This is a genomic window from Amycolatopsis sp. MtRt-6, assembly GCF_017308975.1.
In the GTDB taxonomy this organism is placed as follows: Bacteria; Actinomycetota; Actinomycetes; order Mycobacteriales; family Pseudonocardiaceae; genus Amycolatopsis.
This window is the reverse complement of record NZ_JADWPD010000027.1, coordinates 132,288-158,173: the sequence shown is the minus strand read 5'-3', so window position 1 is coordinate 158,173 and position 25,886 is coordinate 132,288. Positions and strand designations below refer to the sequence as shown.

The window sequence follows — 25,886 nt, the reverse complement described above, 5'->3', positions numbered from 1 at the left end:
CCTTCACCACCATGGACGGCAAGCTGCTCGACCGGCTCCGCGGCGCCCGGCGGATCGCCGTGCTGACCGGCGCGGGCATCTCGACCGCGTCCGGGATTCCCGACTACCGCGGCCCCGAAGGCGTCTGGACGCGCACGCCGAGTGCTGTCAACGCTTTCACGCTCGCGAACTTCATGGCCGACGCCGAGGTGCGTCGCGACTTCTGGCGCACCTACGCGGGGCACGCCGCTTGGCGCGCCGAACCGAACGCGGCTCATCGCGCGCTGGCGGAGCTCGACGGCGCCGGCGTCGCCGTGCGGGTGCTCACGCAGAACGTCGACGGCCTGCACCAGCGGGCCGGCCTTGCCGCGCGCAAGGTCCTCGAACTGCACGGCAGCATGCACACCACGCGGTGCACCGGATGCGCGGCCGGGTTCCCGACCACCGAGATCCTGGCGTCGGGTGACGACGACCCGTCGTGTCCGCACTGCGGCGGGATCCTCAAGCTCGACGTCGTCCTTTTCGGACAGTTGCTGGACGCCGACGTCCTGGGCCACGCGCGGAACATCGCGGCGGCGAGCGGGTTCTTGCTGGCCATCGGCAGTTCGCTGCAGGTGGAGCCGGCGGCGTCGCTGTGCACGGTCGCCGTGCGGGCCGGCGCGACGCTGGTCGTCGTCAACCGCGATCCGACGCCGTACGACGACGATGCCGCCTTCGTGCTGCGGGATGACATCGAGGCCGTCGTCCCGGAACTCTGCGCCGCGGTGGGGAACCGATGATCCGCGAGGCGCGCGACGGCGACTGGCCCGCGATCTGGCCGATCGTCCGCGACGTCGTCACCGAGCAGCGGACGTTCGCCTACGACCCGGCGCTGACCGAAGGTGACGCGCGGCGGATGTGGCTGGTCGCGCCACCGGCCCGGGTGGTCGTCGCCCTCGACGGCGACCGCGTGACCGGCACGGCGAACATGTACGCCAACCGGCCGGGCCCCGGCAGCCACGTCGCCTCCGGCAGCCTGATGGTGGCGAAGGAGGCGCGGGGCACGGGCGTGGGGCGGGCCCTGACGACGGACCTGATCGGCTGGGCCCGGCGGAGCGGGTTCGCGGCGATCCAGTTCAACGCGGTCGTCGACGTGAACGTGGCCGCGGTCCGGTTGTACGAGAGCCTGGGGTTCGTGACGCTCGGGACGGCCCCGGGGGCGTTCCGGCACCCGGACGAGGGGGATGTCGGGCTGCGGATCATGTGGCTGGACCTGCGCTGACCCGGCCGCCGAAGCGCCAAGTGTGCACTTCGATGGCGGCGTACCGATCCCGGGTGAGGAGCGCGTCCGGCGTGGCCGCTCGCGTCAGCGCGGCGGTGCCGAGCCAGGTGGCGCCGTCGTCGGACAGGAGCGGGCCGTAGGCGATGAGGTCGGGCCCGGCCGGGACTCCGGTGTCGGCGGGCGCGCCCTCGGCGAGGCCGAGGACCAGGTAGCCGGCCGGTTCGCCGGGCGAGTCCCACATGGTCTTCCCGAGGGCGTTGCGCCAGCGGCGCAGCAGGACGTCCCGGTACCCGCCGGCCTGGTAGGTGGGTTCGTCGAAGGCGAACGCCCGGGCGGCGGCCGGGTCCGGCAGGTCGAGGACGTGCACGCTGCCGGTGGGGGTGCCGTCCGCGTCCAGGGTCGGGCCGCGGGCGATCATCCGGTCCGCGTAGCCGTCCATGTAGGACCAATGCGCTTCGAGCGTTCGCTGCCGCAGCGCCGATGACCCGGGGCGGTCGCGGTGGTAGCAGAAGAACTCCATGATCCGAGTATCACAGGTCACTCGCCCGCTCGTCCGGGCAATTCTTCGGCGAGGATGGTATCGAGCTTCCGGCTCGCGGACCGCAGTTTCACCACGCTCGCCGCGAGCAGCGCGAACGCTGCCACGGGCACCGCCAGCAGCGCGGGCGGCCACCCGAAGGCGACGACGGAAACGGCGCAGAACAGGGCGATCGTCAGGAAGGCTGCCCGGCCGGCGACCCGCGGCCACGCGGGACGGGGCTTGGCGTGCCGGCCGCTCGGTGTGCGGAAAACCGGCCGCGCGAGGGCAGCGTGGACACTCATCCAGACCTCCGGAAATGTTCGTCGAAGCGCCGGGACGGGATTCCCGGCGGGGGCACCGTGGAGTGAGTCGGCCCGGGGCGGGCTGCGGTTACCCGTCGTTATTGGTTCGAGTCCCAATTCTCGGAATCGAATTACCGGCCATTCATGGTGGATTTGCGCACCAGGGCCGTTCGGCCCGGATTCGCGCGCCGGAGGTCCCGGTCAGGAGTCGTGGCCGGGGCCCTTGCCCTTGGTCTTGCCGGGCGGATCGGTCTTCGGGGGCTTGCCCGATTTGGTGGGCTGCTCGGCCGGCGACGGGGTTTCGCGGGTTTCGGCGGCGGGTTCGAGCGAGGCCGGTTCGCCGGTGCCCGGCTGCGCGCCGGAGCCGCCGGTCCCGCCGGGGCGGGGCGCCCGGGTCCCCGGCTCGGCGAACGGGGTGGACGACGCGGCGGACGTGGCGGAAACGGCGGGCGGGTTCGCGGCCGGCGGCTGCGCGGGCGTGCCGGTCCCGGCTTCCCGATCGACGAGCAGCACGGCCGACAAGGCGGCAACGGCGGCGGCGGTCAGCCCGGCCGCGGCGACCAGCCGCCGGCGGCCTGGGGGGCCGGCCGGGGAAGCGACGGCTGTGGCGGGCTCGCCGTCAGCTGGCACGCCGGGGCTCGCGGCCCCACCAGGGGTGATGGCTGCCTCGTGAGCTGCAGCGCCTCTTGCCGTGCCGGGGTTCGCGGCCCCACCAGGGGTGATCGCTCCAGCGGATCCCGGCTCACCTCTCGCCGGGCTGAGGGCTGCGGTCGTGTCGTGGAGTGCCGCGCCGCCGTGCGCCGGGCTGGGCGACACCACCGCGTCGTGCCGGCCCGCAGCCGCTGCTGAACGGCGACGCCACCGTGGGCTGCGGCCCGGTCGGCTCCACGGCAGCGTCGGCGGCGGGGCGTGCAGCATGTCCGGCACCTTCGCGGCCGTCGGCCGGTCGGCCGGCTCGCGCTGCGTCATCCGGCGCAGCGTGTACGCCAGGGCTGCGGGCACGTCCTCCGGGACGCGGGGTGGCCTGGTCAGCCGGGCCATCGCCGCCTCGACCATCGTGCCCGGGTACTCCCGTTGGCCCGTCAGGCATTCCAGCAGGATCAAGCCCAGCGCGTACACGTCCGCCGGTGGGCCGGCCGGCTCGCCGGACACCTGCTCCGGCGCCAGGTACGCCGCCGTGCCCGGGATCAGGCCCGTGCCCGTGATGTGGGTGGCGTCGAGGGCGTGGGCGATGCCGAAGTCGCCGATCAGCGGGCCGTTCGCGGACAGGAACACGTTGGCCGGCTTCAGGTCGCGGTGCACGATGCGCCGCGCGTGGACGTGGGCCAGCGCCTCGGCGAGCCCGTCGGCCAGCGCCAGCACCTCCGACGCCGGCAGCGGGCCGCTCAGCAGCCGCTCCGCGAGGTTCTCGCCCTCGACGAGCTGCATCACCAGGTACGTGCGGCCGTGCTCGGTGCCGCTGTCGAGCAGCGCCACCACGCCGGGGTGGCTGATGCTGCCCTGGATCGTCATCTCGCGCAGCCGGCGCCGCTGGTCGAGTGCGACCGCGTCGCGGTCGTAGATCTTGACGGCGACCTCGCGGTTCAGCTGGGTGTCGTAGGCCCGGTAGACGCGGGCCGTGCCGCCGCTGCCGATCAGCCTGCCGACCTCGTAGCGCTCGCCGAGCAGTCCCGGCGGCCGCTCGTCGTCGAGGGCCCGGCGCGGGGTGATGGCGAACTCGCCGAGTGCGTATCGACCGCACGTGGCGCCCGCCTCGTCGCCCGTCGGCGGGCGCCCGGTTCTCCCGGCTTCGTCGGCCACGGGCGCCAAGTACCCCGGTCCCGTGCCCGGCAAACGTCGGAAGATCACGAAGAAAGTATCGTCCGCGGGCCCGCCGGCGTGACAGTCAGGGCCGCGCGAACGCGTCCACGCCGGTGAGCTGCGCCGACAGCCTCCACAGGCGCGAGGCCTGCTCGCGGTCGACGGCGTACCCGCGGACCCCGGACTCGGCGAGGCCCTCGGCGTCGTCCGGCGCGAGCTCGGCGACGTCGCAGTCCTCCAGGTACAGCCCGCCGAGCCCGGCCAGCTGCGGCGACGTCGCGGCCCAGACCGTGGTCGCGGCGCCCTGCTCGGGCGTCTTGAACCGCATCAGGTAGTTCCCGGCCTCGTCGATCCAGCCGCGTTCGATCATTTCCGCCCGCGGCAGGTGCCGCTGCAGCGGCGTCATGATGCCGCCGGGGTGCAGCGCGAACGCGTGGACGCCCCTCTCGGCGCCCAGCTCGTCGAGCCGGACGGCGAAGAGCACGTTCGCCGTCTTGGCCTGGCCGTAGGCCTGCCACTTCTCGTAGCCGTTCTCGAAGTGGACGTCGTGCCAGCGGATCGGCGAGTAGTGGTGGCCGCGCGAGGACAGCGAAACGACCCGGGCGCCCTCGGCGATCGCCGGCCACAGCCGGTTGACCAGCGCGAAGTGGCCGAGGTGGTTGGTGGCGAACTGGGCCTCCCAGCCCGGTCCGACGCGGGTCTCGGGGCAGGCCATGATGCCGGCGTTGGCGATGAGGAGGTCGATCCGCCGCCCGGTGGCCAGGAACCGCTCGGCGAACGCGCGGACGCTGTCGAGGTCGCCCAGGTCCAGCTCGTCGACCTCGACGTCGTCGATGCCGGCGAGCGCTTCCCCGGCGGTCTCGCGGCGGCGGGCCGGGACGACGACGTGGGCGCCCGCGCCGGTCAGCGCGCGGGTGGTTTCGAGGCCGATCCCGGAGTACCCGCCGGTGACGACGGCGAGCTTCCCGGTGAGGTCGGTGCCCGCGACGGCTTCGGCGGCCGTGGTGGTGGCGCCGAAGCCCGAACCGATCTTGTGCTGTGCGGTGGTCATGGCACCGACGCTACGAGCTGGAGCGCACTCCAGCGCAAATCGCGGGCGGAGCCGAAACGGGGGACAATCGGGGGAGAGGCGCAGCCGACCCAGGAAGGCTCTGATGTCCGACTACTACGGGAACCAGCCCCAGGACGTCCGCCCGGGGATCGACGCGCGCCGCCTGTGGGCGGGCGGCGTGGCGACGGCGGTGGTCGCGGCCCTGCTCGCGGTCGTCGGGCTGCTGATCGCACGCGGGATCTTCGAGGTCGAAGTGCTCGCCCCAAAAGGCGAAGGCGTCTGGGGCAACGCGAGCACCACGACGTACGCGCTGGTCGCCGCCGCGGTGGCCCTGCTCGCCACCGGGCTGATGCATCTGCTGAGCGTGGCGACGCCGGCGCCGTCGCAGTTCTTCGGCTGGATCATGGTGCTGGTCACGCTGATCGCGGTGGTGCTGCCGCTGACCCTGACGGTCGCGCCGAGCGCGAAGATCGCCACGGCCGTCATCAACCTCGTCATCGGGCTCGTCATCGCCGCGGTCGTCAACAGCATGGCGGCCAGCGCGCGCACCCTGCACCGGCGTCGCAGCCAGCAGAGCGCGGCGCCCCCGCCGCCGACCCGGCAGCAGTGGACCCAGCAGGACCCGCCGACCCGGTACTACGACCGGTGACCGCCGTGGACATCCGGGAGACCAACCGCCGGGTGATCGAGCAGTTCCGCGCCGGCGGCGAGGTCGAGGGCATGCACCGTGAGCACCTGGCCCTGCTGACGACGACGGGCCGGACGTCCGGCGAGCCGTACACGGTCCCGATGATGATCCACCGCGACGGCGCGCGGTGGCTGGTGGTGGCGTCGAACGTCGGCGCGCCCCGGCACCCCGACTGGTACCTGAACCTGGTGGCCGATCCGCGGGTGCGGGTCGAGGTGGACGGCCGGTCGTTCGACGCCGAGGCGCTGCCGCTGCTCGGCGCGGACTACGTGCGGACCTGGACGGAGCTGGAGAAGGAGTACCCGTTCCTGGCCGATCACCAGGCGAAGGCCCGGCAGGCGAAACGGGTGATCCCGATCGTGGAACTGTCCGAAGAGGACTGAGCTAGTCCGCTTCGGACTGTCCTACTTGCTCGCCACCCGGCGGTAGCGCGCCGTCGCCAGCGGGGCGAAGATCGCGATGATCGCCACGCAGCACAGGATCGAGTACAGCGCCGCGTTCTCCGCCGGCCAGCCCGTCGGCGGGGCGCCGAACCGGTTGCCGAACAGGTCCCGCGTCGCGTTGATCACCGCCGTGAACGGGTTCCAGTCCGCGATGGCCTTCAGGAACGCCGGGAGCGTGTCCGTCGGGACGAACGCCGAGGAGATGAAGCTCAGCGGGAACATCCAGATCAGCCCCGCGCTCTGCGCGACCTCCACGCTGCGGGCCGCCAGCCCGATGAGCGCGCCCACCCACGACAGGGCCCACGCGAACATCAGCATCACCAGGTAACCGAGCAGCGCGTCCCAGAAACTGCCGCGGATGCGCCAGCCGACCAGCAGGCCGCACGCCGACATCACGATCAGCGCCACCACGCTGACCACCAGGTCGGACGTCGTGCGGCCGAGGACCACCGCGATCCGGGACATCGGCAGCGAGCGGAACCGGTCGATGATGCCCTTCTGCAGGTCGTTGGCGAAGCCGATGACCGTGAACGCCGAGTTGAACGCCACCGTCTGGGCGAAGATTCCCGCGATCAGGAACTCGCGGTACGCCGCGCCGCCCGCTTCGCCGCCGATCGCGTTGCCGAAGACGTACGCGAACAGCAGGACGAACATGATCGGCTGCAGCGTCGCCGCCATCAGCCAGTCGGGGTTGCGGCGGACGTTCATCAGGTTGCGCCACGTGACGATGCCGCCGTCGGAGATGCTCTTCGCGAGCGCGTTCACTTCGCCACCTCCTCGGCGGAATCGGCCGACGCGCCGTGGCCGGTCAGGGACAGGAAGACGTCGTCCAGCGTCGGCCGGTGCAGGCCGACGTCCTGGACCGTGATGCCTTGGGAGTCGAGCCGCCGCAGCGCCTCGATCAGCGCCTTCGGCCCGGTGTCGACGAGGATTTCGGCACGCCGCGTGTGGTCGTCGCCGGACGGCTCGCCGGTGCCGACCTCGCGCAGCACGTCCAAAGTGGCCGGCAGGTCCGCGGCCGAGGCCACGACCAGCTCGAGGCGCTCGCCGCCGGTCTGGGCCTTCAGCTCGTCGGCCGTGCCGCGCGCGATCACCCGGCCGTGGTCGATCACCACGATCGAGTCGGCGAGCTGGTCGGCCTCTTCGAGGTACTGGGTGGTCAGCAGCACGGTGGTGCCGTCGGCCACCAGCTCCTTGATGACCGCCCAGGTGTCGAGGCGCCCGCCCGGGTCGAGGCCGGTGGTCGGCTCGTCGAGCACGACGACGGTCGGCTCGGCGACCAGCGCGCCCGCGAGGTCGAGCCGGCGGCGCATGCCTCCGGAGTAACCCTTCGCCGGCCGGTCGGCGGCCTCTTCGAGCCGGAACCGCGTGAGCAGCTCCCGGGTCCGCGCACGGGCCGCGGCCTTCTTCCGGCCGTAGAGCCGCCCGACCATGTAGAGGTTCTCGAACCCGGACAGGTTCTCGTCGACGGCCGCGTACTGGCCGGACAGCCCGATCCGCCGCCGCACCTCGTCGGGCTCGGCGAGCACGTCGTACCCGGCCACGTGCGCCGACCCCGAGTCGGGACGCAGCAGCGTGGTCAGGATGCGCACGGTGGTGGTCTTCCCGGCGCCGTTCGGACCGAGCAGGCCGAGCACCTGCCCGGCCGGGATGTCGAGGTCGACGCCGTCGAGCGCACGCGTCGAACCGTAGGTCTTCACGAGCCCGCGTACCCGGACGGCGGCGTCCGGCTCCGGCTGTGGCATGTCGGATCCCCCTTCAGGTGACCCCGACAAGCTAGGCCAAGCCGCCCGATTTGTCCTCCGGGTTTATCCCGGGTTCACCGAAAGCGTGACCGGAAAGCGAAGCGGGGAGGCCGGTTCACCCGGCCTCCCCAGTTTCCGAACGTCAGCTCAGCGTGACGGCCACGTCGTCGATGACGAACGAGGTCTGCAGCGAGCTGTCCTCGGTGCCGGTGAACTTCAGCGCGAGGGTGCCGCCGGCGGCCGACGAGACGTCGATCGTCTTGAGCGCGTACCCGGACGCCTTGTTCAGGTTGGAGTAGCTGCCCAGCGTCGTGCTGCCGTTGGTCACGGTCAGCTTGTCGTAGGCGGTCGAGGTCGTCGTCTCCGCGGAGTCGATGTGCAGGTAGAACGTCAGGCTGGCGTGGCAGCCTGCCGGGATGCTCACCGACTGCGCGATCGACTCGGTGTGCGTGGTGCCGTAGCCGTCCAGCCAGGACGAGTACGTGCCGCCGTGCGCGGCCTGACCCTGCGAGCCCCACTGGCCGATGGAGCCGGTCGTGCCGGTCCAGCTCGTCGCGCCCGATTCGAAGCCGCCGTTGGCGATCTTCTGGCCGGAGCAGCCGCCGGTGGTGCCGACCGTCCAGGAGAACGACGCCGTGCCCGGCTTACCCGCGCTGTCGGTCGCCGTCACCGTCACGCTCGAGGTGCCCGCGGTGGTCGCGGTGCCCGAGATCGTGCCGGTGGACGAGCTGATCGACAGGCCGGCCGGCAGCCCGGTGGCCGACCAGGTGTAGGGCGCGGTGCCGCCGGAAGCCGACAGCGGCAGGTTCACCGAAGCGCCGGTCACGGTGGACTGGTTGCCCGGGTTCGAAACGGTGACCGTGCCGGTCGCCGCGCACGTCGGGTCGGCCGACTGGGCCGGCACGCTGATCGCGTCCCACGCCGCCTTGACGGTGTCGAACTCGGCGCAGCTGCCCGGGAACAGGTTCTTCGCCGCGGTCAGCGTCCAGGTGCGGTACTTCAGGTACGAGCTGCTGGAGGTCTTGAGCAGCATCGCGTTGTAGAAGAGCTTCAGCGCGGTCTGGACACCGAGGCCGGTGATGGTGGAGTTGTTGCACGTGGTGCTGGCAGGCTGCCCGTTGGTCGGGTTGGTGCCTTCGGCCAGCAGGTAGAACCAGTGGTTGCCGGGGCCGGCGGCCGCGTGCACCTCACCGTTGGGAACGCTGCTGTCGTAGCAGTTCTTGTCGCCCAGCGCCGACGGGTTGTACATGTTGCGGATCGGGCCGGAGCCGACCAGGTTGATCGTCTCGCCGACGAGGAAGTCCGGGACGTCGCCGCCGGACGGCTCGTTGGCGAACCACTCGGTCGAGGCGCCGAAGACGTCCGCGACGAACTCCTGGGTGCCCGCGCCCGAGATGCCGCCGGGGGTGTGGTCGTCGATGCCGTGGCCGAGCTCGTGCGCGACGACGTCCAGCGAGCTGATCCACTGACCGTTGGTGTTCTTGCCGATCTGGACCTGGCTGCCGTCGTAGTAGGCGTTCTGGTCGTTCAGGCCGACGCGGATCGGCCAGCCGCCGCCGCTGCCGTCGAAGCCGTTGCGGCCCAGCCACTGCGTGAGCATCTTCTTTTCGGTCTGCGCGGCGAACAGGGCGTCGACGCACCCGGTTTCACGGCTGGTCGCGTTGCCGGTGCCCCACAGGTCGTCCGGCCCGCTGAACGTGGTGTTGTTCGCCGCGTCCTGGCAGGAGACGTTGGTGAGGCTCGGGTCCTTCAGCGAGTACGTGCTGCCGGACTGCGTGGTGTCGAGGTGCACCGGGTTCGGGCGGTTGTACGCGCTGGTGCCGTCACCGTGCATGACGTGCTCCTGCGTGCGCAGCACCTTCCCGGTGACGGCGTCGACGACGACGTCGAGCCGGCTCGGGCCCTCGGCGTCGCGGCCGACGACGGTGCTCTTCCACGCCAGCGTCGGCGTGCCGAGCGCGTAGACGACCTGCTGCGCGGGACTGACGCTGTCGACCGCGGACAGCTGCTGCCGCGCGGTCGCCTCCGCCGCGGCCTTCGAGACCTTCGCCGTGGTGGTGGCCAGGTTGATCGACTGGTCCTGCGCGACGGAGGTGCCGAGCACCCGGCCCGTCGAGTCGGTCGCGACCACGAAGTCGCCGCCCACCACGGCCAGGCCCTTGTAGCTGCGCTCGTAGGGGATGTACTTCAGGCCGTTGGTGGCGGAAATCGCCTGCTGGGCCAGGAAAACGTCGTCCGCGCTCGCGTGCAGCGCGGCGGGCCTGCTCGCCACCAGCCCGGCCGCCGCCGACACGGCCAGGGCCTGGGCGTCCGGGACGGCGTTCGGGGTCGTGGGCTGGGCCTGGGCGGTGGTGGTCGTGCACACCGCGGCGATCAGCGCGCCGCTCGCGGCCAAGACGAAGGGACGTCTCAGGTGCATCGAAGATTCTCCTCCGGGCAGGGCGAACCGGCCCGGGGTCGAGCCGGGCCGAGAACGGGGACGACGGGGAAAATGGTGCGGCTTAGCGGAAATCAGGATCCGGGGTGGAAGCCTCGCGAACAAGCGACGAACGTACGGTCTTATCTGCATGTCGCAATACATCCCAAAAAGGACATTCGCCACTATTGGGATTCGCGATGCTGTCTGTCCAATGAGGACTGAGCTGGGAGCACCGCCGTTCGGGCGATCTTCACTGCGTCCGAGACGACGAAGGGCCCCTTCGCCGGGAATCGGCGAAGGGGCCCTTCGGTGGTGCTGGTGTCAGGCGGTCTTCTCGCGCTTCGGGAGCTTCCAGCCCGGGCGCACGAAGTGGCACGTGTACCCGTTCGGGATGCGCTGGAGGTAGTCCTGGTGCTCCGGCTCGGCCTCCCAGAAGTCACCCACCGGGGCGACCTCGGTGACGACCTTGCCCGGCCACAGCCCGGACGCGTCGACGTCGGCGATTGTGTCCTCGGCGACCCGCTTCTGCTCGTCGTTCTCGAAGAAGATCGCCGAGCGGTAGCTCAGGCCGATGTCGTTGCCCTGGCGGTTCTTCGTCGTCGGGTCGTGCACCTGGAAGAAGAACTCGAGCAGGTCGCGGAACGTCGTCTGCGCCGGGTCGTAGATCACCTCGATGGCCTCGGCGTGCGTGCCGTGGTTGCGGTAGGTGGCGTTGGGGACGTCGCCGCCGCTGTAACCGACCCGGGTCGAGATCACCCCGGGCTGACGGCGGAACAGCTCCTGCATGCCCCAGAAGCAGCCGCCGGCCAGGACGGCCCTTTCGGTTGACGTGGTCACGGCGTCACTCCTTCTCCTCGTGCGGTGCTACCGCCCGTTACAACTTCCCCGGACCCCCGATGATTCCACGCGGGTGTTACGGAAGCCTGACGTCCGGCCATCGCCTCCGGCGGCCCGGCGTGCGACGATGGGGCCCGGGACGGGATGGCTCCCAGGAGGCGCGATGCGCGACGACGACATCGCCTCGGAACGGCCCGGCGTGCTCGTCGTGGAGATGCGCGGCGAGCCGGGCATCGCGACGGTGCTGCGCTGGGCGACGGTCCTCGAGACCGCGCTGTGCGAGCTGCCGTGGCCCCGGCTGCTCGTGATCGACCTCGGCCGGCTCGACTTCCTCTCCGAACGCGGCGTCCGTCGCCTGTGCGAGGCGCTCGAGCGCTGCCGGGACCGGGACCTGCCGGGGTGCCTGGTCGCCCCGCCCGGCACCGGCGTGGAACGGGTGGTCCGCCACACCCGGCTCGGCGACCGCGTGCCGGTGTTCCCGGACCGCCTGGCGACGATCGTCGCCTACCAGCCGCTCGAGGTGCGCTGGTTGTCTTGCTGAGCGTCAGGCGGGCTCGCGGACGAGGTCCGCCGCGGCCTCGGCGAAGGCGCGCACCCGCGCGGACGCCGTGCCGGCCGGCCACACGAGCGCCCATTCGAGGAGTGGTGCGCCGCTGAGCGGCACGTACGCGACGTCGGGCCGCGGGTAGTAGCGGCGGATGTGGGCGCCGACCGGCAGCACGCCCTCGCCGGCGCCGGCCAGGGTGAGCAGCTCCTGGAGGCCGGCGCGCGGCCGCGGCTCGGCGGCCGGGGCGTGTTCGTCGAGCCAGGGGTCCGGCAGCGAGCAGCGCAGCACGGTGACCCGGGCCAGGTCGGCGACCGGCACCGCGTCCCGGCGGGCGAACGGGTGCGCGGCCGCGACGGCGAGGAACCGCAGCTCCCGCACCAGGACCGGGCCGGTGACGAGGTCCGGGCCGTCGAGCGGGAGCCCGGCCAGGACGACGTCGACCTCGCCTTCGCGCAGCCAGGGCAGGACCTCGGCCGGGCGCACCTCCCGGAACTCGACCCGGCAGCCGGGGTCGCGCTGCCGGAACCGCTCGGCCACGCCGGCGAGCAGCTGCCCGCCCGCCGCGTCGCCGAACGCCACGCGCAGCGTGCCGGTGACCCCGCGGCCGGCCTCGACCGCCTTGGCCAGCGCCGCCCCGACCGCGGAGAAGGCCGGCTCCAGGTCGGCGCGGAACCGCCGTCCCACCGGCGTCAGCTCGACGCGGCGGCTGGTCCGGGTGAACAGGGGCACGCCGATCCGCCGTTCCAGCTTGCGGATCGTCTGGCTGACCTGCGCGGTGGAGACGTGCAGCCGCTCGGCCGTGTGGCCGAAGTGCAGCTCCTCGGCCAGCGTGAGGAACGTTTCGAGCTCCCGCCACTCCGGCATGCCGGCTCCCATCGTCAACTTGTGCTTAACGATCGTGGCACAGAAGCGCGTTGATCGGCTTCGCGGGCGTCAGCACGCTGGGGCACACAAGCCACCTCGAAAGGGAGCCTCGATGCCGGACCCGCACGACCGCCTGGAGATCGTCGACGCGCTGTACCGCTTCGCGCTCGGCCAGGACCTCAAGGACCGCGAGCTGTTCGCGTCGTCGTTCGCCGCCGACGCCGAGGTCGACTTCCGGCCGGCGGCCGCGCGGTGGGGCGCGTCGCCGCCGCTGCTGACCGGCCGGGACGCGATCGTGGACACGATCCTGGCGCTGTTCACCGGCCGCGTCGACACCACGCACCAGGTGACCAACCCGCGAGTGACGGTCGACGGCGACACGGCCCACCTGACCGCGCTGGTCGAGGCCCAGCACCTGCTGAGCCCGCACCACCGCACGCACGCGCTGCTGAAGAACCGCTACGACGTCGACCTGGTCCGCGACGGCGACCGCTGGGTGATGCGCCGCGTCGTCATCGAGAACGCCTGGTTCACCGGCGATCCGGTGGCGATCTTCGGTTGAGCGTCAGCCGAGTCCGTAGGTCTGCGGGTAGTCCACCGTGCACACGAGGGCGTCGCGGCGGGCACGGCCGCCGGACGGGGCGATCAGCGGGCTGGCGGTGTGCAGGAACCGGGCGTCCTCGAACACGATGAGCTGCCCCGGTTCCAGCCGCTGCCGGTGGACCGCGGTGTCCGGGGCGTCCGGGCGGAAGAGCGTCGTCTCCGCGCCGGTGCCATCGCGGTCCACGACGTAGACGAAGACGAACTCCTCGCCGTCGGCGTGCGGCCGCGTCACGACGTTGGTGAAGGTGCGGAAGATGTTGACGCCGAACGTGCCCCGCGGCCGGCGGCGGTGTGCGGGCAGCAGGCCGAGCGCGGCGCGGATCCAGGCCGCGAACAGCGGATCGTGGGCCACCGGGGTGCGGGCGTACTCGCGCCGCTCGGGTCGCCCGCCGCGGTCCTCGATGGCGATCTCGGGGTGCTCGGTCAGTGCTGGGGTTTCGCCGTCCCACCGGTATTCGACGACGTCCCGGGCCCGCTCCCGGTCGGCGGGGATGTCGCCGGGGTAGCAGCGGAGGACGTCCGGGGTGAAGTAGGTGCGCAGGAGGTGCTCGCGCAGGCGCGCGCCGGGCAGGCCCAGCTCGTCGTCGGACACGACGAGGTAGCCGTCGGTGTCGAGCCGCTTCCGGTGCAGCCGGAGTTCTTCGGGAACGGGAAAATCCAAAGCCATGCGTGGGTCCCAACGTGAAGGGAAGGGGATCAGCCGAACTGCGCGGTCTGGATTTCGCGGATCAGCGCGCGGCTTTCGTCGGGCTCCAGCGAGGCGGCCACGAGAGCGTCGTGGTAGCCGCGGTAGTGCTCGACCGTCTTGGCGGTCTCGATGTGCCGGAACCCGGCGTGGGTTTCGATGTGCACGATGTCGCGGTCGAGCTCGTTCTCGAACTCGAAGTAGGCGTACATGCAGCTCATCGAGAACAGCGGAGGCTGGGCGAAGGGGAAGACGCGCAGCTCGACGTTCGGCGCGGTGGATCGTTCGACCAGGTGGTCGAGCTGGGCGCGCATGATCTCGCGGGAGCCGACGAACTGCCGCAGGGCGGACTCGTGGGTCACCGCGACCAGCCGCAGCGGCTCCATGTCCTCACGTTCGGCGAGGACATGCTTGCGGTGCTCCCGCAGGTCGACGAGCCGATCGACCTCCTCGGCCGACCACCACGGCTCGTGCGTCGAGTACTGGGCGCGGGCGTAGTCGGGGGTCTGCAGGAGCACCGGCAGCAGCGGGATCGTGTAGATCCGCGCGACCGTCGCTTCGGACTCGTACGCGAGGTGGGCGTCGAGCCCCGGGGTCGCCGTGGTCTGCGAGTAGTCGGTCCACCAGCCCTGCCGCCCGGACGCCTTCACCCAGCGCATCAGCTGCTCGGCCAGCTGCGTGTTCTCGATGCGGTAGAAGCGGATCAGGTCGCGGACGTCCCTGGCCTGCGGGCTGCCTTGGGCGTTCTCGAGCCGGGACAGTTTTGAAGTCGAGATCAGCAGCGCCTCGGCGACGTCTTCGAGGGTGCGGCCGGACTTGTCACGCAGGCGCCGGAGCGTGTCCGCGATCCGGCGGCGCGGCACGATCGGTCCTTGCGTGGGGGCCATGGAACCTCGTTCTGGCGTGGGCCGTCGGGGATGGGAACTCGGTTCGTGGGTTTCCCATCGCGCCGCGACCATACTCCTTCCGCTCACCACCGTCTCTTCCGGCTGGGGTTTTGGCCGGTCGAAGGCGTGTTGCGCCGAACGGGTAGAGCATTCTGGGATCTCTCCGTGAGAATTGCAAAACGGCCTATCCCGGAGTGTCACTTGCAGGACGAGGCCGGAGCCAGGCCCGACGCAGGTGAACGACTGCGGCAGCACCGGACCCGGCCCGGCGGACGGCAGCGAGGGGAAGGAACCGCCATGTTCGTCGTGCTGAGACCGGGTGTGCTCGTCCGGGTGCTGGCCGCCACCGCCTTCGCGGCCGTCCTGCTCTTCCTGCTGCTCGGCGGCCTCGCAACGGGCCCGGCCGGCTCATCCGGAACGTCGCCGCCGAACCCCACCGGGGGCGGCAGCGACCCGCTCGCACGCACCGCGCCGACACCGTACGTCGTCGCCGGGACAGGGAAGAGCGGCCTCAACATCCGGTCCTGCGCGGCCATCACGTGCCGACGGGTCGGCTGGATAGCGGAGGGCGGCAGGTTCGAGGCGGAGTGCTGGACGCACGGCACACCGGCATCCGGCGACGACCGCTGGCTGCGCGGCAACGCCGCCGGGCGCACCGGTTACGCGGCCGCGCACTTCCTGCGCGGCAGCGGGGCACCGGAGTGCGGGACGAGCCCCGCGCGCCGGACGTGACGGCGCGGCAGCGCGCTCGGCGGGAGAGGTGCGGCGCTGACTCGCCGGCCGCGGCTCACTCGGCGCGGGGGCTCTCCGGTCGCGCGCTCGTTCGTCGCCGGCTCACTCGCCGCGCATCGAGCGGCGGATCTCGGCCAGCCGGTCCTTGGCCGCCTGGTCGCGGTCGGCGATCTTCTTGTCGAGGGCCTCGGCCGTGTTCTCGGTGCCGAGGCCGGCGACCTCGGTCGCGCCGAGCGACGTCGTGTAGCGGTTCTCGATCTTGTCGCGGACGAAGTCGAAGCTGGGCACGCCACCTTCGCTGTAGTCGGCTTCCGGCAGCGGCGGCGACGGGATCGCCAGTGCCGCGGTGGGAGTGTCGTCGACGATCTCGCCCTCGACCACGTTCGGGTCGCCGTCGGGTTTGCTCATCTCCCGACCTTAGCGCCGTTGTGGGCAGTCCTGCCGCGACCAGTGGGTAATTCGGCCGTGGGCCCGGCCGTCGCGGCGGGGGATTCTCGACGCGCACAGCCGGTGTCCGGAGGGAGCAGACCATGAGTGCCGGGGCCTACCGCGCCGAAACGGCCGAGATGGGAACGGTCGTCAGGACGGTCGAAGACGTCGGGTCGTCCTTCCTGTCGGCCACGCGCGACCTGGAAGGCCTGGTGCTGGACGCGTTGTCGTTCGCCGGGATCGGCAGCGGGGTCGCGGCCGCGAACGCCGCCCTGCACACGACGCTCGGCAGCGCGCTGCAGAAACTCCTGCGCCTGCTGGTGAACGTGAACCAGAACGTCCAGACGGCCGCGGACGGCTACCGCGCCGCCGACTCCGACGTCGCCCAGGCCTATGGCGGCGGTGGGCAGGGCGGGGGTGCCGCCGCGGCCGCCGCGCCGCAGCAGCTCGACCCCCGCGTCGTCGACTCGATCATGCGGTCCGAAGGCGCGACCGGGGAGCAGGGCGGGGTGCCCGAGGCCTACGGTTTCCGGCAGAACATGCACAACGGCTACGACCGGATCATCGCCGCGCGCGAGCAGTACGGCATCGGCAGCGCCGAGGAACGCGCGGTCGTCGCCGACCTGATGACCGCGAACGCGCGCACGGCGGGCGCGCTCAACTTCACCGATCCCGGCACGCAGGCGGCGATCATGTCCGGCGCCCACATGCGCGGGGCCGGCGGCGTTCGCGCGATCCTCAACCACATGGCGGGCGAGGACATCGTGCGGAGCTCGCGCACGCTGAGCGACGCGGCCGTCCAGCACGTCCAGGGGCTGACGCCGGAGCAGTTCCAGCAGGAGTTCCGGGACGCCCGCATCGAATACGACCGCCAGGTCTACGGCGGCACGACGACCACCCAGGGCGGGCACACGCAGAACTGGTGGGACCGCTACGGCAACGGCCTGACCCGCCGCTACGACCGCGAACAGGCCGAGTTCCTGGGGCTTTCGCAGCCGCAGAACTGATTCGCCGGTTCCCCGGGTTCGAAGATCGCCCGAGTGGGCATTCTCTTTGTGTAGCCGAACGACAACGGGAGGCACACGATGAACCGGAGGATGATCGCACTTCTGGGCGGGGTCGCCGCGATGGCGGGGACCGTGGCGTTCGCGGGAACGGCCGAGGCGGCGGGCACGCCGTGCAGTGCCGAAGCGAAGGCCTGCGTCCAGCGCAGTTCGAATACCGCGTGGCTGACCGACGGCGCCGGGAACGTCACCTACGGCGGCGTCCCGATCACCGTGGGGATGGCGAAGTACCCGACTCCGCTGGGCAAGTTCCACGTGCAGTACAAGGACATCGACCACTACAGCAAGCAGTACAACGGGCCGATGCCGTACTCGGTGTTCTTCACCACCACCGGAGTCGCGTTCCACCAGGGCAGCCTGAAGGTCAAGTCCCACGGGTGCGTGCACCTTTCGCGCGCCGCCGCGGTGAAGTTCTACAACTCGCTGCACCCCGGTGACGTCGTCGAGGTCGTGCGCTGATCCGTCTGATGTGGACGGTCGAGCAGCACGCCGGTGACGGCGCCGAACACCAGGTGGTCCAGGATCTGCGGCCCGCGCGGCAACGCCCGTACGGCGGGGTACGCGCGGGCCGCGATCCCGAGGTCCAGCGCCGCGATGGCCAGCCCGGCGACCGCGCCGCCGCCGGCGCCGAGCCGGTGGCGCCGAGAGACCGCGGCGAGCACGCCGGTCCACGCGGCGGAGACGACGAGGTGCGCGATCAGCCCGGCGGCGACGCCGGGCCGGTGGCGCCGTCCCGGCAGCAGGGTGCCCGCCGCGCGGGTGGCGGCCAGGACGTCACCGCCGGTGAGGAGCGCGTGTACGGTCGACGGTATACCGCTGACCACGGCGGCAACGGCGCCGGCCCGTGCCGGGTTCATCCGTTTCGGGGAGCCAGGTACGCCGCCACCCGGATCCGCAGGCCGCGGACGTGGGGGAGCGCGATGGTGAATGTCCGCGCCGGCCGGTAACCAGGCCACGGGCCGCCGTGGGTGCAAGGGCCGGCGAAGTAGACGAAGCCGTCTTCGTCGTCGTAGCGGCCGGGTGACCAGATCGCCGCGTCACCCGCTTCAGGGTCTCGGGCGAGCCAGTAGGCCTCGTGCTTCATGACGCGACGCAGTTGCGCGGCGAAGCCCGTCAGTTCGGCCTCGGGCAGGCCGAGACCGCGTCCGCTCCACACCCGCGGAGTGCGCTCCGACGTGCGGGCGGGGCAGCCGAAGGTGACCGCGCCGGCGGTGTACTGCCGGGTCCAGCGGGCGGTTTTCGGTGCCTGCGCGGCGAAATCGGGTCCGCCGGCGAGTTCCAGCGTCATGGGGGAACGATAGTCGATCAAGCGGCGACGGGTACCGCCGCGCGGGTGCCGATCACGACTCACATAGTGTATACAGTATCCAGTAGACTGGTAGAGGAGGCCGTTTTGTATACAGTCACCAACCCGGCGACGGGCGAGCTGGTCGACGAAATCCCGAATGCGGCCGACGAGGAGGTCCGCGCGGCGATCGAACGGGTGCATCACGGGTACGCGGCCTGGCGGGCCCGGCCGGTCGCCGAGCGTGCGGCGATCGTGCTGCGTGCGGCGGAGCTGTTCGCCGAGCGCGCCGACGAGCTCGCGGCGATCATGACCCTGGAGATGGGGAAGCGGATCAACGAAGGCCGCGGCGAGGTCGGCGTCGTGGTCGACATCTTCCGCTACTACGGCGAACGCGGCCCGGACCTGCTGGCCGACGAGCCCCTGGCCATCCGCGGCGGCGAGGCGGTGCTGACGAAGGAGCCGATCGGGGCGCTGCTGGGTGTCATGCCGTGGAACTTCCCGTGCTACCAGGTGGCTCGGTTCGTGGCGCCCAACCTGGTGCTGGGCAACACGATCCTCCTCAAGCACGCCTCGATCTGCCCCCGTTCGGCGGCGGCGATCGAGGGGGTGCTGCGCGACGCCGGCGTGCCGCCGGACGTCTACGTGAACGTGTTCGCCTCGAGCAGGCAGGTGCCGTGGATGCTGGCGGACCCGCGGCTGGTCGGGGTGTCGCTGACGGGCAGCGAGCAGGCGGGCATTTCGGTGGCGGCCGAAGCCGGCCGCAACCTGAAGAAGTGCGTCCTGGAGCTGGGCGGTTCCGACCCGCTGATCGTGCTGGACACGGAAGACCTGGACGAAACGGTCAAGGTGACGGCCACGGCCCGGATGCGCAACTGCGGCCAGTCGTGCAACGCGCCGAAGCGCATCATCGTGCTGGGCGAGCTGTACGAGGAGTTCGTCGACCGCTTCGCCAAGCGCGTGACGGAGTACTACGTCCCAGGCGACCCGGCAGACCCAGCGACAACGCTGCCCCCATTGGCCTCCCGCGCGGCGGCGGACGAGGTGGCGGCCCAGATAGAGACGGCAATCCGAGCGGGGGCAACCCTCCGGGCGGGCGGCCACCGAGTCCCAGGCCCGGGCGCGTATGTGGAGGCAACGGTCCTGACGGACGTGACACCGGAGATGGCGGCGTACCACGAGGAGATCTTCGGCCCGGTGGCCCTGGTGTTCCGGGCGTCATCGGAAGTGGAGGCGGTGAAGCTGGCGAACGACACCCCGTTCGGCTTGGGCGCAAGCGTGTTCGCCACGGACCGGGCCCGCGCGGCCCGGGTGGCGAGGGAGATCGAGGCGGGGATGGTGTACGTCAACAAGTCGGGCGGTTCGGAGGCGGACCTGCCGTTCGGCGGGATCAAGCGGTCGGGGATCGGGCGGGAGCTGGGGCCGCTGGGGATCGAGGAGTTCATGAACAAGAAGCCGATACGCCTCTGACCTGCTGTTTTGTTGCTTTTGGTTCCGCCAGGCCGTCGTCAGGCCGTCACGGAATCCTGGGCCGTCTGCGGCGGGCGGCGGGGCTTGAACACCCGGTTGGTCGCCGCCCGAGCCCGCTTGTGGCTCGACGGGACGAGGTGGGTGTAGATCCGGAGCGTGTATCCCGGGTCGTGGTGGCCGAGGTACTCCGCGACCTCCTTGATCGACACGCCGTTGGCGAGCATCGTGGAGGCGAAGAAGTGGCGCATGGCGTGCATCCCGTCCCGGCGTTCGACGTAGTCCAGTCCCGCGCTCGCGAAGGCTGGCCGCCAGACGTGGTACGTGAAATTGGCACCCTTGATCACGTTCCTGATCGGCTGCCCCGCGTAGACGCTGCGCTTGGTCGTCCTGGCGATCAGAACGCGCACGGTCTCGGGCCGGCCGCCTGGTTCGAGCCAGGGGAGCGTCAGCGTGACGGGCTCGAAGGAGGCCATGTAGTCGTCGATGTCGTCGAGCACGCCTTGCCCGAGCGGCACCACACGCGTCTTGCCACCCTTGGGCGGCGAGAACACCGGCTGAGTGCCGATCCACCGGATCTGACGCTGAACGTTGACGATCATTTCGTCCCGGTCGACATCGTCCGGGCTGAACCCGAAGATCTCCATCTGTCGTAGCCCGAGACCGGCGCCGAGCGGCACTGTGACGGTGTACTCGGCGGGCAGGGCGAGCCGCACCGCGCGGACCCGGCTGTCCGGCCACGGGATGACCTTCCGCTGGACGGGCTTGGGCCGCTTGACGCTCTTCGCCCGGCACGGGTTCGCCCGGATCTTCTTGTCCTCGTAGGCCGCCTGGAGGATGGCCGAGACGGTGTCGAAGAGCACCGCGCGGGTGGACGCCATCAGGCCGCGACCGCCTTCGCTCTTCGGCCGTTCCAACCAGTCGAGCCAGTCGCGAATGGTGTCGGTCTTCGCAGCCACCTTGAGCGGCTTGTCCCCGAGGAACGGGAAGATCCCGGTCTTCAGATGATTGCTCACGGTCTGCCGAGTCCCCGCGTCGGCGGACTGACCCTTGCGCCACTGGGCCGTGTAATCGCGGAACTTCTCTTCGCCGGACTCAGCCGAGATGTACTCACCGGCGAGCACGTCGTGTTGCATCTTGGTCAGGAAGGTCTTGGCCTTCGTGAGTTGCTTGTCCGGAAAGGACTTGCTCCGTTCGTTGCCCTCGGGGTCGTAGTAGCGGACCTTGTACCGGTCGCCTTTGCCGAACAGTTCAGTCTTCTCGCGGACCGGGTGACCCTTGGCATTGAAGACCGGCTTACCTTCCGCGTCCTTCTTTTGCCGCCACCACCTGTCTTGCACGTGGCCTTTCATGAACTCGCCTTTCTCTTGCTGTATGGGAGAACTCGCCTACCCCATGCCTCTTGGTTGAGGCATGGGGTAAGTCCTCGTCGTGGGTTGTTGACCGCTATGCGGCTTCTGTCGATCCGTTCAGGTTGTCGATCCACTGGCGCACCGTCTCCGGGTCGTACCGAACGTGCTTTCCCAGTCGCAGCCACTGCGGGCCGTAGCCCTTGAAACGCCAGTCCCGCAGCGTTTTCACAGGAATGCCGAGGAACGTGCCCAGATCATCTGGAGTCCACAGTCCCTCGACGCTGACGACCTTCACGCGTGCTTCCATTGCTTCCCCCTTTGTCATGCCGCGAGTCCAGTTGCCGAAGTTTCTGGAGGTCTCTCCGCCGCCAGTAGCGCCCGGTCGTACTCGGCTTTCCACGTGATCCGTTCCGCGATCGCCCGCATCACCAGGTGCGGCCGGGGCGGGACCTGCGGGTCTCCGGGCTCGACCTTGCGCCAGACCTGCTGTGACCGGTCGGCCTCCGGCTTCTCGATCCCGACCTCCGCGAGTGCTTGCAGCACGAAGGCCCGCCGGTCGGCCTTGTGGTCGACGAGCGTCTTGCCCGACCACTTCCGGGACACCAGGACACGGCGGCCGGGCAGCCCGAGCGTGGTCCGCCGGTGAGCGCGGCCCTTGCAGTGCCCGGGGGTGGTCTTGCCCGTGACGCCCTTGGGCTGGACGCCGTAGAGCAGCCAGACCGCGCAGCGCGGCGAGCACGGAGTGACCGACAGCTCGGCGTGCAGCCGGTCGTGGTGATCGGCCGGGGCCGCGCTGTCCGCCTCGACCACCTCACCCGTGGATTTCGTGAGGTACTTGGTCAGGTAGCCGATGTGGCGGCCGGCCTCGTCGGTGCCGCCGAGGATGCCCTTCGAATGCACCTGCCGACCGAACCGGACGACGTGCGCCGGGTGCTCGACGGCCTCGACCGCGTCGTCCCACCGGGTCAGCGGTTGACGCGTCTCCGGATCGACGAACCCGGCCTCCGGACCGTCCCAGACCGGGCGCCGGTCGACGTAGACGATCTCGTCATGCGCCGGCCACCAGACCTGGTGGTAGGTGGCTTCGGTGACCTGACGGATCACGTCGTGCGGCACCGAGCCCCGAATAGCCGCGTGCAGGTGCGGAGCGGCCCGACGCTGGGGCTCGACAGTGGCGAAGTACTGGGCGTCCCACCCGACGACCCGGCGCAGGTTCTGCCACCACCGGTCCACCAGCGCGGAGAAGTGCACCGCATCCCGAGCCGCCCGCCGGTAGTCATACCGGGATGGGTCGACCGGCGAGCCGTCCCCACGGACCGGCCCATAGCTGTCGCAGGTCAGCGTCACGAACATCGACGGCCGGAACTTCCCCGCGAACTCCCGCCCGACCGTGGTCTTCGCGACCTTCCGGCGAGGCAGGTTCGGCGCGTCCTGCCTCCGACGGGTCGAGCGCTTCACCGCTCGCTTGGTCGGGACGTCGAGTGCGGGCAGCCGGCCCCGCATCCCGAGTTGCCGAAGTTCCGCATCAACCCCGGCGATCTCCTCCCGCAGCTCTTCGGCCTCCGCCTGGTCCTGGTCGACCACCTCTCGGTAGGCCGCCACCAGGTCCGCCCGGTAGGTCAGCAGCTCTTTGTGGTCCTCCGAAGGCGGCTCAGCGGTCAGGTTGGGTTCTTCGGTCAGGTGCCAGCCCTCTCGGCACTGGGCCTGCCGCAGCGCCTTTGCCTTCCGCGCACAAGGCAGGCACACCGATTCCACCGTGGAGCCGCAGGGCACCGGGACGTAACGGAGTTCGCCGGTGGTGGTGTCGCCGACCTCCATCGTGAACGGGCGGACGCAGACGCCGTGCTTCTCCGCCGTCGCCCGTATCACGTCGGCCGCGAGCGGGGTCCGCATTCGCTCCATGCGTGTCTCGCTCATCAGGCCGCCACCTCCCCCGGCGAGGACCAGCCGCGCAGCAGGAACACCGGCATGTCCTGCTTCGCCCCAGCCGGGAGGTCAGGGAACGTGCTCGGCTCGAACGGAACCACGCCGAACACCACGACAGGGATGCCGCAGGGCGTCCGGCCGGTGATCGACAGATGCACCCACCTCCCCTCCCGCAGCCGCCACAACTGGGCCGAGACGTCGTCGAGCGTGTGCGCCCACACCATCAGCGCCCGCGAAACCTCGGGCAGGCCATCCGCGTCGAGCTGGACCTTGATCGGGCTCGACCAAGCGTTGATATCGACCGTGGCGACCGGCGGCAGCTGGTGGGAGTCCAGGTGATCGCGGATGGCGTCGAGGAAGATCATCAGCCGGTTCACGCGGCCACCCCCTCACCGCCGTGTCGCAGATCCGCGACACCCCCGTTGGTCACGTACGCCTCCAGCGCCTTCACCGTGGAGTCAGAGACCCACCCGGCGCGGATACGCAGCGGCTCGCGGATGCCCTCGCCCCACACGTAGCCCACGCCGGCCTCCGAGTCGCCGATGCGGTTCGCCCACGCCCCGCGCTCATACGCGCCATCACCGAGGACCATCCCGACGTGCGTCTTGGAGGTCACGCGCAGGCACACCCGACGGGTGAACAGCTCCCGCACCGGGACGGTGTCCTTGGTGGGCTCCTGCACGTAGCCACGGACCGAGATCCCGAGCGCCCGCCCCTGAGTGGTCAGCAGGGCGACGCGCTCCACAATGGCCTCACGGGTCTTGCGGTCGGTGTACTTCGTGAGCGCGCCGATCTCGTCGAACTCCAACAATTCCAAGGGATACTCCGTGGACACTGGGATAGTCCGGAGTCGACCGGCGAAGGCCCGCTTGCGGGATTCCATCTCCTCCACCAGGCCGTCAAGCAGTTCAACCGCGTCCTTACCGCCCACGGCATAGCGGGCGAAGATTCCGCGCCCGTAGGCCAGTTCCATGCCCTTCGGGTCGATGCCGGACATGCGCACCACCCCAGCGCGGATCGCCGAGGCCGCCGCAACCAGCGGGCACCACATCACGGAGTTCTTGCCCGCACCCGAGGCACCGGCGGTCAAGCAGTGGGCACCGGAGCCTAGAAGCGGGACTCGCCAGTCGCGCCCGTACTCAGTTCGGCCCGCCCAGACATTGCGCAAGTCCACACCGGTCGAGTCGACGCCGTCCGGGACCTGAGGGCCGGCCACACCTCCCGCGAGCAGGTCACGCCGTTGGAAGTCGATGGACACCACGTTGGGGGCCAGCTCGCGGACCTGGCAGCGAGCAACCTTCCGTGCGACGGCCAAGGCCCGGGCGGCGTCGTCGAAGTCCTCAGGCTTCTGCCCGGCCACCAGCTCCACCCGCACCTCATCCCACGAGGCACCCGAGCGAACGCCGAGCACCTTGGGCAGCCGCGCGTTCGGCCGGTTCGACGTCGAGCGGGAGAGGGCCCGTCGACGGCCGACGAGGTTCACGTTCACCACGACCGGCAGCGCCTCGTCCCGCACCGACAGGCCGCAGGCGTGCAGCCACTCCGGCAGCTTCCGCCCGTAGACCGCCCACCGAGCCCACCAGGAGCGCACGAATCGCCAGCACCACTGGTCGAATGAGACGGCGTCGATCGCCCACCACGTCACCAGGAGCACCGCGATGCTGGCCGCGATGAGCGCCAGGGAGAGCCAGCCGAGCAATTGGCACCAGGCGTAGGCCGCGATCACGGTGAGGCTGGTCCGCCACCGGGTCACGACCTGCGCGAGCATCCAGACCACTGCCTTGCACAGCCACCACAGCGCGACGAACACCACGGCCGCCGCAGCCAGAGCTTCCAGGATCGATGCCAGCGCGCGGCCGATCTTGTGCAGCACCCAAACGCCGAGTCCCAGCCCGGCCAGGGCGACCACCGCGAAGCCGGGAGACATCACCGATCACCCCGCTTCACCCGCAGATCCAGGGGCAGCATCCCCGAGCAGGGAGCGCATTTGGTCTCGCCGGGCAGGAGTTTGGCGAAGCGTTTGCAGGAGGCGCAGCGCGTTCGGGTGACCCCCGTTGACGCTCGCCGGTTGTCGTCGTTTAGCGTTGTCATTGTTCACTTCCGCTGGTGGTGGACAGCGCAGGAGCGGCAAGGTTGGTAGCCAGACACCGCTTCTGCGCCTTAACGGATCAAACGCACCCGCAACAGGACGCGCTTCATCGCCACACGTCATAGCGTGCGTTTTTCGCTACTACTGTTGACTTTTCGGTCGTCTACATGCGACTACTCAGCGGGCATTCCTTCCGCCTGGAGTTCCGCCGAGATCTCACCCGCCTTCCGCTCCTCATATCCGGCCCAGTACAACGCCTCGTGGTGATGACCTCGGTCTACGTCCGCGACGGCCTTGTACAGCCGCGCGTTGCCGAGCCGAAAAGCCAGCCACACCGAGGGATTCGCGTCGTTCGGCGGCCGGCGGTCCATCACCACCTCGTGGACCTCCCGCAGCGTCCTCGGCTCACCCCTGCGCACGATCACGCCTCTCCGCGCGGGCTTCCAGCAGCACCGCCAGTTCCTCGGCGTGGTCGCGGAGCCGGCGCAGGAACACCACGCACCCCGTCCACGCGGTCTGGTCCTCCGGCGGCACCAGCGTCACCACGCACAGCCCACCAGCCAGCACCAGAACCGGCGGACACGATGCGCCCGTCCCGGTCTCCTCCACCGCCACCTCGGTACCCGCCCCGACCGTCCACCGCAGCCCCAGCCCGTCCCACGTCGCCGTCATGCTGTTCCCACTCCCGGGCCAAGTCGGCGAACCCCTCGGCCGCCGACTCCAACGCCGCCACACACCACCACGGCAACCCACGCGCCTGCGCCAGCTCGTGCCACGCCCGCGACACCCGCCTCGCAGCATTCGCCGTGTTCGTCGCACTCACCGGCGACAGCACCGCACGGCCGTGCTCCCACGCAGCCATGTAGTCCCGATACGCCTGCTCCCACGCCTCGACCCGCTCGCGGAAGCCC

General features: G+C 70.8%; 31 protein-coding genes. 10 read left to right on the top strand and 21 right to left on the bottom strand.

The features are described 5' to 3' along the window. Positions 1-11 precede the first annotated feature (11 nt). Both I4Q55_RS35795 and I4Q55_RS35790 read left to right on the top strand, forming a co-directional pair. Complete coding sequence (locus I4Q55_RS35795) at positions 12-758, top strand: Sir2 family NAD-dependent protein deacetylase (protein ID WP_206794551.1); 747 nt, start codon at positions 12-14, stop codon at positions 756-758. Beyond that, positions 755-1,240 (top strand): GNAT family N-acetyltransferase, encoded by a 486-nt coding sequence (locus I4Q55_RS35790; RefSeq protein ID WP_206794549.1) that lies wholly within the window; start codon positions 755-757, stop codon positions 1,238-1,240. The genes I4Q55_RS35795 and I4Q55_RS35790 overlap by 4 nt, the downstream gene beginning before the upstream one ends. On the opposite strand, the gene I4Q55_RS35785 is transcribed toward I4Q55_RS35790, so the two are convergent. The 4 genes from I4Q55_RS35785 to I4Q55_RS35770 form a co-directional block, all read right to left on the bottom strand. Beyond that, positions 1,218-1,760 (bottom strand): YciI family protein, encoded by a 543-nt coding sequence (locus tag I4Q55_RS35785; protein WP_206794547.1) that lies wholly within the window; start codon positions 1,758-1,760, stop codon positions 1,218-1,220. The two genes, I4Q55_RS35790 and I4Q55_RS35785, sit on opposite strands and share 23 nt — an antisense overlap. A 17-nt stretch (positions 1,761-1,777) precedes the next feature. Beyond that, a complete protein-coding gene (locus I4Q55_RS35780; RefSeq protein WP_206794545.1) occupies positions 1,778-2,062 on the bottom strand; it encodes a hypothetical protein in 285 nt (94 codons plus the stop codon). Between the two features lie 201 nt (positions 2,063-2,263). Further along, a complete protein-coding gene (locus I4Q55_RS35775; RefSeq protein WP_307793405.1) occupies positions 2,264-3,910 on the bottom strand; it encodes a protein kinase in 1,647 nt (548 codons plus the stop codon). 37 nt (positions 3,911-3,947) lie between these two features. Next, positions 3,948-4,913 carry an SDR family NAD(P)-dependent oxidoreductase gene (locus tag I4Q55_RS35770; protein WP_206794543.1) on the bottom strand — a complete coding sequence of 322 codons (966 nt, stop codon included), beginning with the start codon at positions 4,911-4,913 and terminating at the stop codon, positions 3,948-3,950. A 103-nt stretch (positions 4,914-5,016) separates the two neighbouring features. Here I4Q55_RS35770 and I4Q55_RS35765 point away from each other — a divergent pair, with 103 nt between their 5' ends. Continuing rightward, positions 5,017-5,562, top strand: a complete 546-nt coding sequence (locus tag I4Q55_RS35765) for a DUF6069 family protein (protein WP_091314851.1) — start codon at positions 5,017-5,019, stop codon at positions 5,560-5,562. After that, positions 5,559-5,984, top strand: coding sequence for a nitroreductase/quinone reductase family protein (locus tag I4Q55_RS35760; protein ID WP_206794541.1), 426 nt, complete (start codon positions 5,559-5,561; stop codon positions 5,982-5,984). Before I4Q55_RS35765 ends, I4Q55_RS35760 begins: the two co-directional genes overlap by 4 nt. Before the next feature lie 21 nt (positions 5,985-6,005). Here I4Q55_RS35760 and I4Q55_RS35755 read toward each other — a convergent pair whose 3' ends face one another. The 4 genes from I4Q55_RS35755 to msrA form a co-directional block, all read right to left on the bottom strand. Further along, positions 6,006-6,809, bottom strand: a complete 804-nt coding sequence (locus I4Q55_RS35755; protein WP_206794539.1) for an ABC transporter permease — start codon at positions 6,807-6,809, stop codon at positions 6,006-6,008. After that, positions 6,806-7,789 carry an ATP-binding cassette domain-containing protein gene (locus tag I4Q55_RS35750; RefSeq protein WP_206794536.1) on the bottom strand — a complete coding sequence of 328 codons (984 nt, stop codon included), beginning with the start codon at positions 7,787-7,789 and terminating at the stop codon, positions 6,806-6,808. Before I4Q55_RS35750 ends, I4Q55_RS35755 begins: the two co-directional genes overlap by 4 nt. Positions 7,790-7,931: 142 nt before the next feature. Beyond that, the gene (locus I4Q55_RS35745; RefSeq protein ID WP_206794531.1) at positions 7,932-10,208 is read right to left on the bottom strand and encodes a M4 family metallopeptidase; all 2,277 of its coding nucleotides are present in this window, start codon (positions 10,206-10,208) and stop codon (positions 7,932-7,934) included. A 321-nt stretch (positions 10,209-10,529) separates the two neighbouring features. Further along, positions 10,530-11,045: a peptide-methionine (S)-S-oxide reductase MsrA gene (gene msrA / locus I4Q55_RS35740; protein WP_206794529.1), complete on the bottom strand. Its 516-nt coding sequence runs from the start codon at positions 11,043-11,045 to the stop codon at positions 10,530-10,532. A 163-nt stretch (positions 11,046-11,208) separates the two neighbouring features. On the opposite strand from msrA, the gene I4Q55_RS35735 reads away from it, so the two are divergent. Then, positions 11,209-11,586, top strand: a complete 378-nt coding sequence (locus I4Q55_RS35735) for an STAS domain-containing protein (protein WP_206794527.1) — start codon at positions 11,209-11,211, stop codon at positions 11,584-11,586. 3 nt (positions 11,587-11,589) lie between these two features. Here I4Q55_RS35735 and I4Q55_RS35730 read toward each other — a convergent pair whose 3' ends face one another. Beyond that, a complete protein-coding gene (locus I4Q55_RS35730) occupies positions 11,590-12,456 on the bottom strand; it encodes a LysR family transcriptional regulator (RefSeq protein ID WP_206794524.1) in 867 nt (288 codons plus the stop codon). Positions 12,457-12,568: 112 nt separating this feature from the next. Here I4Q55_RS35730 and I4Q55_RS35725 point away from each other — a divergent pair, with 112 nt between their 5' ends. Further along, positions 12,569-13,018, top strand: a complete 450-nt coding sequence (locus tag I4Q55_RS35725) for a nuclear transport factor 2 family protein (RefSeq protein ID WP_206794522.1) — start codon at positions 12,569-12,571, stop codon at positions 13,016-13,018. 3 nt (positions 13,019-13,021) lie between these two features. Here I4Q55_RS35725 and I4Q55_RS35720 read toward each other — a convergent pair whose 3' ends face one another. Both I4Q55_RS35720 and I4Q55_RS35715 read right to left on the bottom strand, forming a co-directional pair. Continuing rightward, positions 13,022-13,726 carry a 2OG-Fe dioxygenase family protein gene (locus I4Q55_RS35720; protein ID WP_206794519.1) on the bottom strand — a complete coding sequence of 235 codons (705 nt, stop codon included), beginning with the start codon at positions 13,724-13,726 and terminating at the stop codon, positions 13,022-13,024. A gap of 29 nt (positions 13,727-13,755) precedes the next feature. After that, on the bottom strand, positions 13,756-14,631 hold the full coding sequence (locus I4Q55_RS35715; protein ID WP_206794517.1) for a helix-turn-helix transcriptional regulator: 876 nt from the start codon (positions 14,629-14,631) through the stop codon (positions 13,756-13,758). Between the two features lie 297 nt (positions 14,632-14,928). On the opposite strand from I4Q55_RS35715, the gene I4Q55_RS35710 reads away from it, so the two are divergent. Further along, the gene (locus I4Q55_RS35710; protein ID WP_206794515.1) at positions 14,929-15,363 is read left to right on the top strand and encodes a hypothetical protein; all 435 of its coding nucleotides are present in this window, start codon (positions 14,929-14,931) and stop codon (positions 15,361-15,363) included. 102 nt (positions 15,364-15,465) lie between these two features. Here I4Q55_RS35710 and I4Q55_RS35705 read toward each other — a convergent pair whose 3' ends face one another. Next, on the bottom strand, positions 15,466-15,771 hold the full coding sequence (locus tag I4Q55_RS35705) for a hypothetical protein (RefSeq protein ID WP_206794513.1): 306 nt from the start codon (positions 15,769-15,771) through the stop codon (positions 15,466-15,468). Positions 15,772-15,893: 122 nt separating this feature from the next. Here I4Q55_RS35705 and I4Q55_RS35700 point away from each other — a divergent pair, with 122 nt between their 5' ends. After that, positions 15,894-16,799, top strand: coding sequence for a hypothetical protein (locus I4Q55_RS35700; RefSeq protein WP_206794510.1), 906 nt, complete (start codon positions 15,894-15,896; stop codon positions 16,797-16,799). Between the two features lie 90 nt (positions 16,800-16,889). After that, positions 16,890-17,315, top strand: coding sequence for a L,D-transpeptidase (locus I4Q55_RS35695; RefSeq protein WP_374194513.1), 426 nt, complete (start codon positions 16,890-16,892; stop codon positions 17,313-17,315). Here the strand turns inward: I4Q55_RS35695 and I4Q55_RS35690 are convergent. Both I4Q55_RS35690 and I4Q55_RS35685 read right to left on the bottom strand, forming a co-directional pair. Further along, on the bottom strand, positions 17,270-17,713 hold the full coding sequence (locus I4Q55_RS35690; protein WP_242547356.1) for a hypothetical protein: 444 nt from the start codon (positions 17,711-17,713) through the stop codon (positions 17,270-17,272). The genes I4Q55_RS35695 and I4Q55_RS35690 overlap by 46 nt on opposite strands. After that, positions 17,710-18,144 (bottom strand): hypothetical protein, encoded by a 435-nt coding sequence (locus I4Q55_RS35685; protein ID WP_206794506.1) that lies wholly within the window; start codon positions 18,142-18,144, stop codon positions 17,710-17,712. Before I4Q55_RS35685 ends, I4Q55_RS35690 begins: the two co-directional genes overlap by 4 nt. A 105-nt stretch (positions 18,145-18,249) precedes the next feature. Between I4Q55_RS35685 and I4Q55_RS35680 the strand changes: the two genes are divergently transcribed. Continuing rightward, positions 18,250-19,611, top strand: a complete 1,362-nt coding sequence (locus tag I4Q55_RS35680) for an NAD-dependent succinate-semialdehyde dehydrogenase (protein WP_206794504.1) — start codon at positions 18,250-18,252, stop codon at positions 19,609-19,611. A gap of 38 nt (positions 19,612-19,649) precedes the next feature. Here the strand turns inward: I4Q55_RS35680 and I4Q55_RS49700 are convergent, their stop codons facing one another. The 7 genes from I4Q55_RS49700 to I4Q55_RS35640 form a co-directional block, all read right to left on the bottom strand. Beyond that, the gene (locus tag I4Q55_RS49700) at positions 19,650-20,960 is read right to left on the bottom strand and encodes a tyrosine-type recombinase/integrase (RefSeq protein ID WP_242547355.1); all 1,311 of its coding nucleotides are present in this window, start codon (positions 20,958-20,960) and stop codon (positions 19,650-19,652) included. 94 nt (positions 20,961-21,054) lie between these two features. Next, the gene (locus tag I4Q55_RS35665) at positions 21,055-21,255 is read right to left on the bottom strand and encodes a helix-turn-helix transcriptional regulator (protein ID WP_374194512.1); all 201 of its coding nucleotides are present in this window, start codon (positions 21,253-21,255) and stop codon (positions 21,055-21,057) included. A gap of 26 nt (positions 21,256-21,281) precedes the next feature. Next, positions 21,282-22,877, bottom strand: coding sequence for a replication initiator (locus I4Q55_RS35660; protein WP_206794500.1), 1,596 nt, complete (start codon positions 22,875-22,877; stop codon positions 21,282-21,284). Then, positions 22,877-23,263, bottom strand: a complete 387-nt coding sequence (locus tag I4Q55_RS35655; protein ID WP_206794497.1) for a hypothetical protein — start codon at positions 23,261-23,263, stop codon at positions 22,877-22,879. The genes I4Q55_RS35660 and I4Q55_RS35655 overlap by 1 nt, the downstream gene beginning before the upstream one ends. Further along, complete coding sequence (locus tag I4Q55_RS35650; protein ID WP_206794495.1) at positions 23,260-24,813, bottom strand: FtsK/SpoIIIE domain-containing protein; 1,554 nt, start codon at positions 24,811-24,813, stop codon at positions 23,260-23,262. Before I4Q55_RS35650 ends, I4Q55_RS35655 begins: the two co-directional genes overlap by 4 nt. Positions 24,814-25,148: 335 nt before the next feature. Further along, on the bottom strand, positions 25,149-25,400 hold the full coding sequence (locus tag I4Q55_RS35645) for an AMED_5909 family protein (protein ID WP_206794493.1): 252 nt from the start codon (positions 25,398-25,400) through the stop codon (positions 25,149-25,151). After that, on the bottom strand, positions 25,381-25,647 hold the full coding sequence (locus tag I4Q55_RS35640) for a hypothetical protein (RefSeq protein ID WP_206794491.1): 267 nt from the start codon (positions 25,645-25,647) through the stop codon (positions 25,381-25,383). The genes I4Q55_RS35645 and I4Q55_RS35640 overlap by 20 nt, the downstream gene beginning before the upstream one ends. Positions 25,648-25,886 lie beyond the last annotated feature (239 nt).

What these genes read in the sequence shown, in the direction of transcription:
- I4Q55_RS35795 (WP_206794551.1), top strand. Translation starts at nt 12, where the DNA reads ATGGACGGCAAGCTGCTCGACCGGCTCCGCGGCGCCCGGCGGATCGCC.
- I4Q55_RS35790 (WP_206794549.1), top strand. Translation starts at nt 755, where the DNA reads ATGATCCGCGAGGCGCGCGACGGCGACTGGCCCGCGATCTGGCCGATC.
- I4Q55_RS35785 (WP_206794547.1), bottom strand. Translation starts at nt 1,760, where the DNA reads ATGGAGTTCTTCTGCTACCACCGCGACCGCCCCGGGTCATCGGCGCTG.
- I4Q55_RS35780 (WP_206794545.1), bottom strand. Translation starts at nt 2,062, where the DNA reads ATGAGTGTCCACGCTGCCCTCGCGCGGCCGGTTTTCCGCACACCGAGC.
- I4Q55_RS35770 (WP_206794543.1), bottom strand. Translation starts at nt 4,913, where the DNA reads ATGACCACCGCACAGCACAAGATCGGTTCGGGCTTCGGCGCCACCACC.
- I4Q55_RS35765 (WP_091314851.1), top strand. Translation starts at nt 5,017, where the DNA reads ATGTCCGACTACTACGGGAACCAGCCCCAGGACGTCCGCCCGGGGATC.
- I4Q55_RS35750 (WP_206794536.1), bottom strand. Translation starts at nt 7,789, where the DNA reads ATGCCACAGCCGGAGCCGGACGCCGCCGTCCGGGTACGCGGGCTCGTG.
- I4Q55_RS35745 (WP_206794531.1), bottom strand. Translation starts at nt 10,208, where the DNA reads ATGCACCTGAGACGTCCCTTCGTCTTGGCCGCGAGCGGCGCGCTGATC.
- I4Q55_RS35735 (WP_206794527.1), top strand. Translation starts at nt 11,209, where the DNA reads ATGCGCGACGACGACATCGCCTCGGAACGGCCCGGCGTGCTCGTCGTG.
- I4Q55_RS35730 (WP_206794524.1), bottom strand. Translation starts at nt 12,456, where the DNA reads ATGCCGGAGTGGCGGGAGCTCGAAACGTTCCTCACGCTGGCCGAGGAG.
- I4Q55_RS35725 (WP_206794522.1), top strand. Translation starts at nt 12,569, where the DNA reads ATGCCGGACCCGCACGACCGCCTGGAGATCGTCGACGCGCTGTACCGC.
- I4Q55_RS35720 (WP_206794519.1), bottom strand. Translation starts at nt 13,726, where the DNA reads ATGGCTTTGGATTTTCCCGTTCCCGAAGAACTCCGGCTGCACCGGAAG.
- I4Q55_RS35715 (WP_206794517.1), bottom strand. Translation starts at nt 14,631, where the DNA reads ATGGCCCCCACGCAAGGACCGATCGTGCCGCGCCGCCGGATCGCGGAC.
- I4Q55_RS35710 (WP_206794515.1), top strand. Translation starts at nt 14,929, where the DNA reads ATGTTCGTCGTGCTGAGACCGGGTGTGCTCGTCCGGGTGCTGGCCGCC.
- I4Q55_RS35705 (WP_206794513.1), bottom strand. Translation starts at nt 15,771, where the DNA reads ATGAGCAAACCCGACGGCGACCCGAACGTGGTCGAGGGCGAGATCGTC.
- I4Q55_RS35700 (WP_206794510.1), top strand. Translation starts at nt 15,894, where the DNA reads ATGAGTGCCGGGGCCTACCGCGCCGAAACGGCCGAGATGGGAACGGTC.
- I4Q55_RS35695 (WP_374194513.1), top strand. Translation starts at nt 16,890, where the DNA reads ATGATCGCACTTCTGGGCGGGGTCGCCGCGATGGCGGGGACCGTGGCG.
- I4Q55_RS35690 (WP_242547356.1), bottom strand. Translation starts at nt 17,713, where the DNA reads ATGAACCCGGCACGGGCCGGCGCCGTTGCCGCCGTGGTCAGCGGTATA.
- I4Q55_RS35685 (WP_206794506.1), bottom strand. Translation starts at nt 18,144, where the DNA reads ATGACGCTGGAACTCGCCGGCGGACCCGATTTCGCCGCGCAGGCACCG.
- I4Q55_RS49700 (WP_242547355.1), bottom strand. Translation starts at nt 20,960, where the DNA reads ATGAAAGGCCACGTGCAAGACAGGTGGTGGCGGCAAAAGAAGGACGCG.
- I4Q55_RS35660 (WP_206794500.1), bottom strand. Translation starts at nt 22,877, where the DNA reads ATGAGCGAGACACGCATGGAGCGAATGCGGACCCCGCTCGCGGCCGAC.
- I4Q55_RS35650 (WP_206794495.1), bottom strand. Translation starts at nt 24,813, where the DNA reads ATGTCTCCCGGCTTCGCGGTGGTCGCCCTGGCCGGGCTGGGACTCGGC.
- I4Q55_RS35640 (WP_206794491.1), bottom strand. Translation starts at nt 25,647, where the DNA reads ATGACGGCGACGTGGGACGGGCTGGGGCTGCGGTGGACGGTCGGGGCG.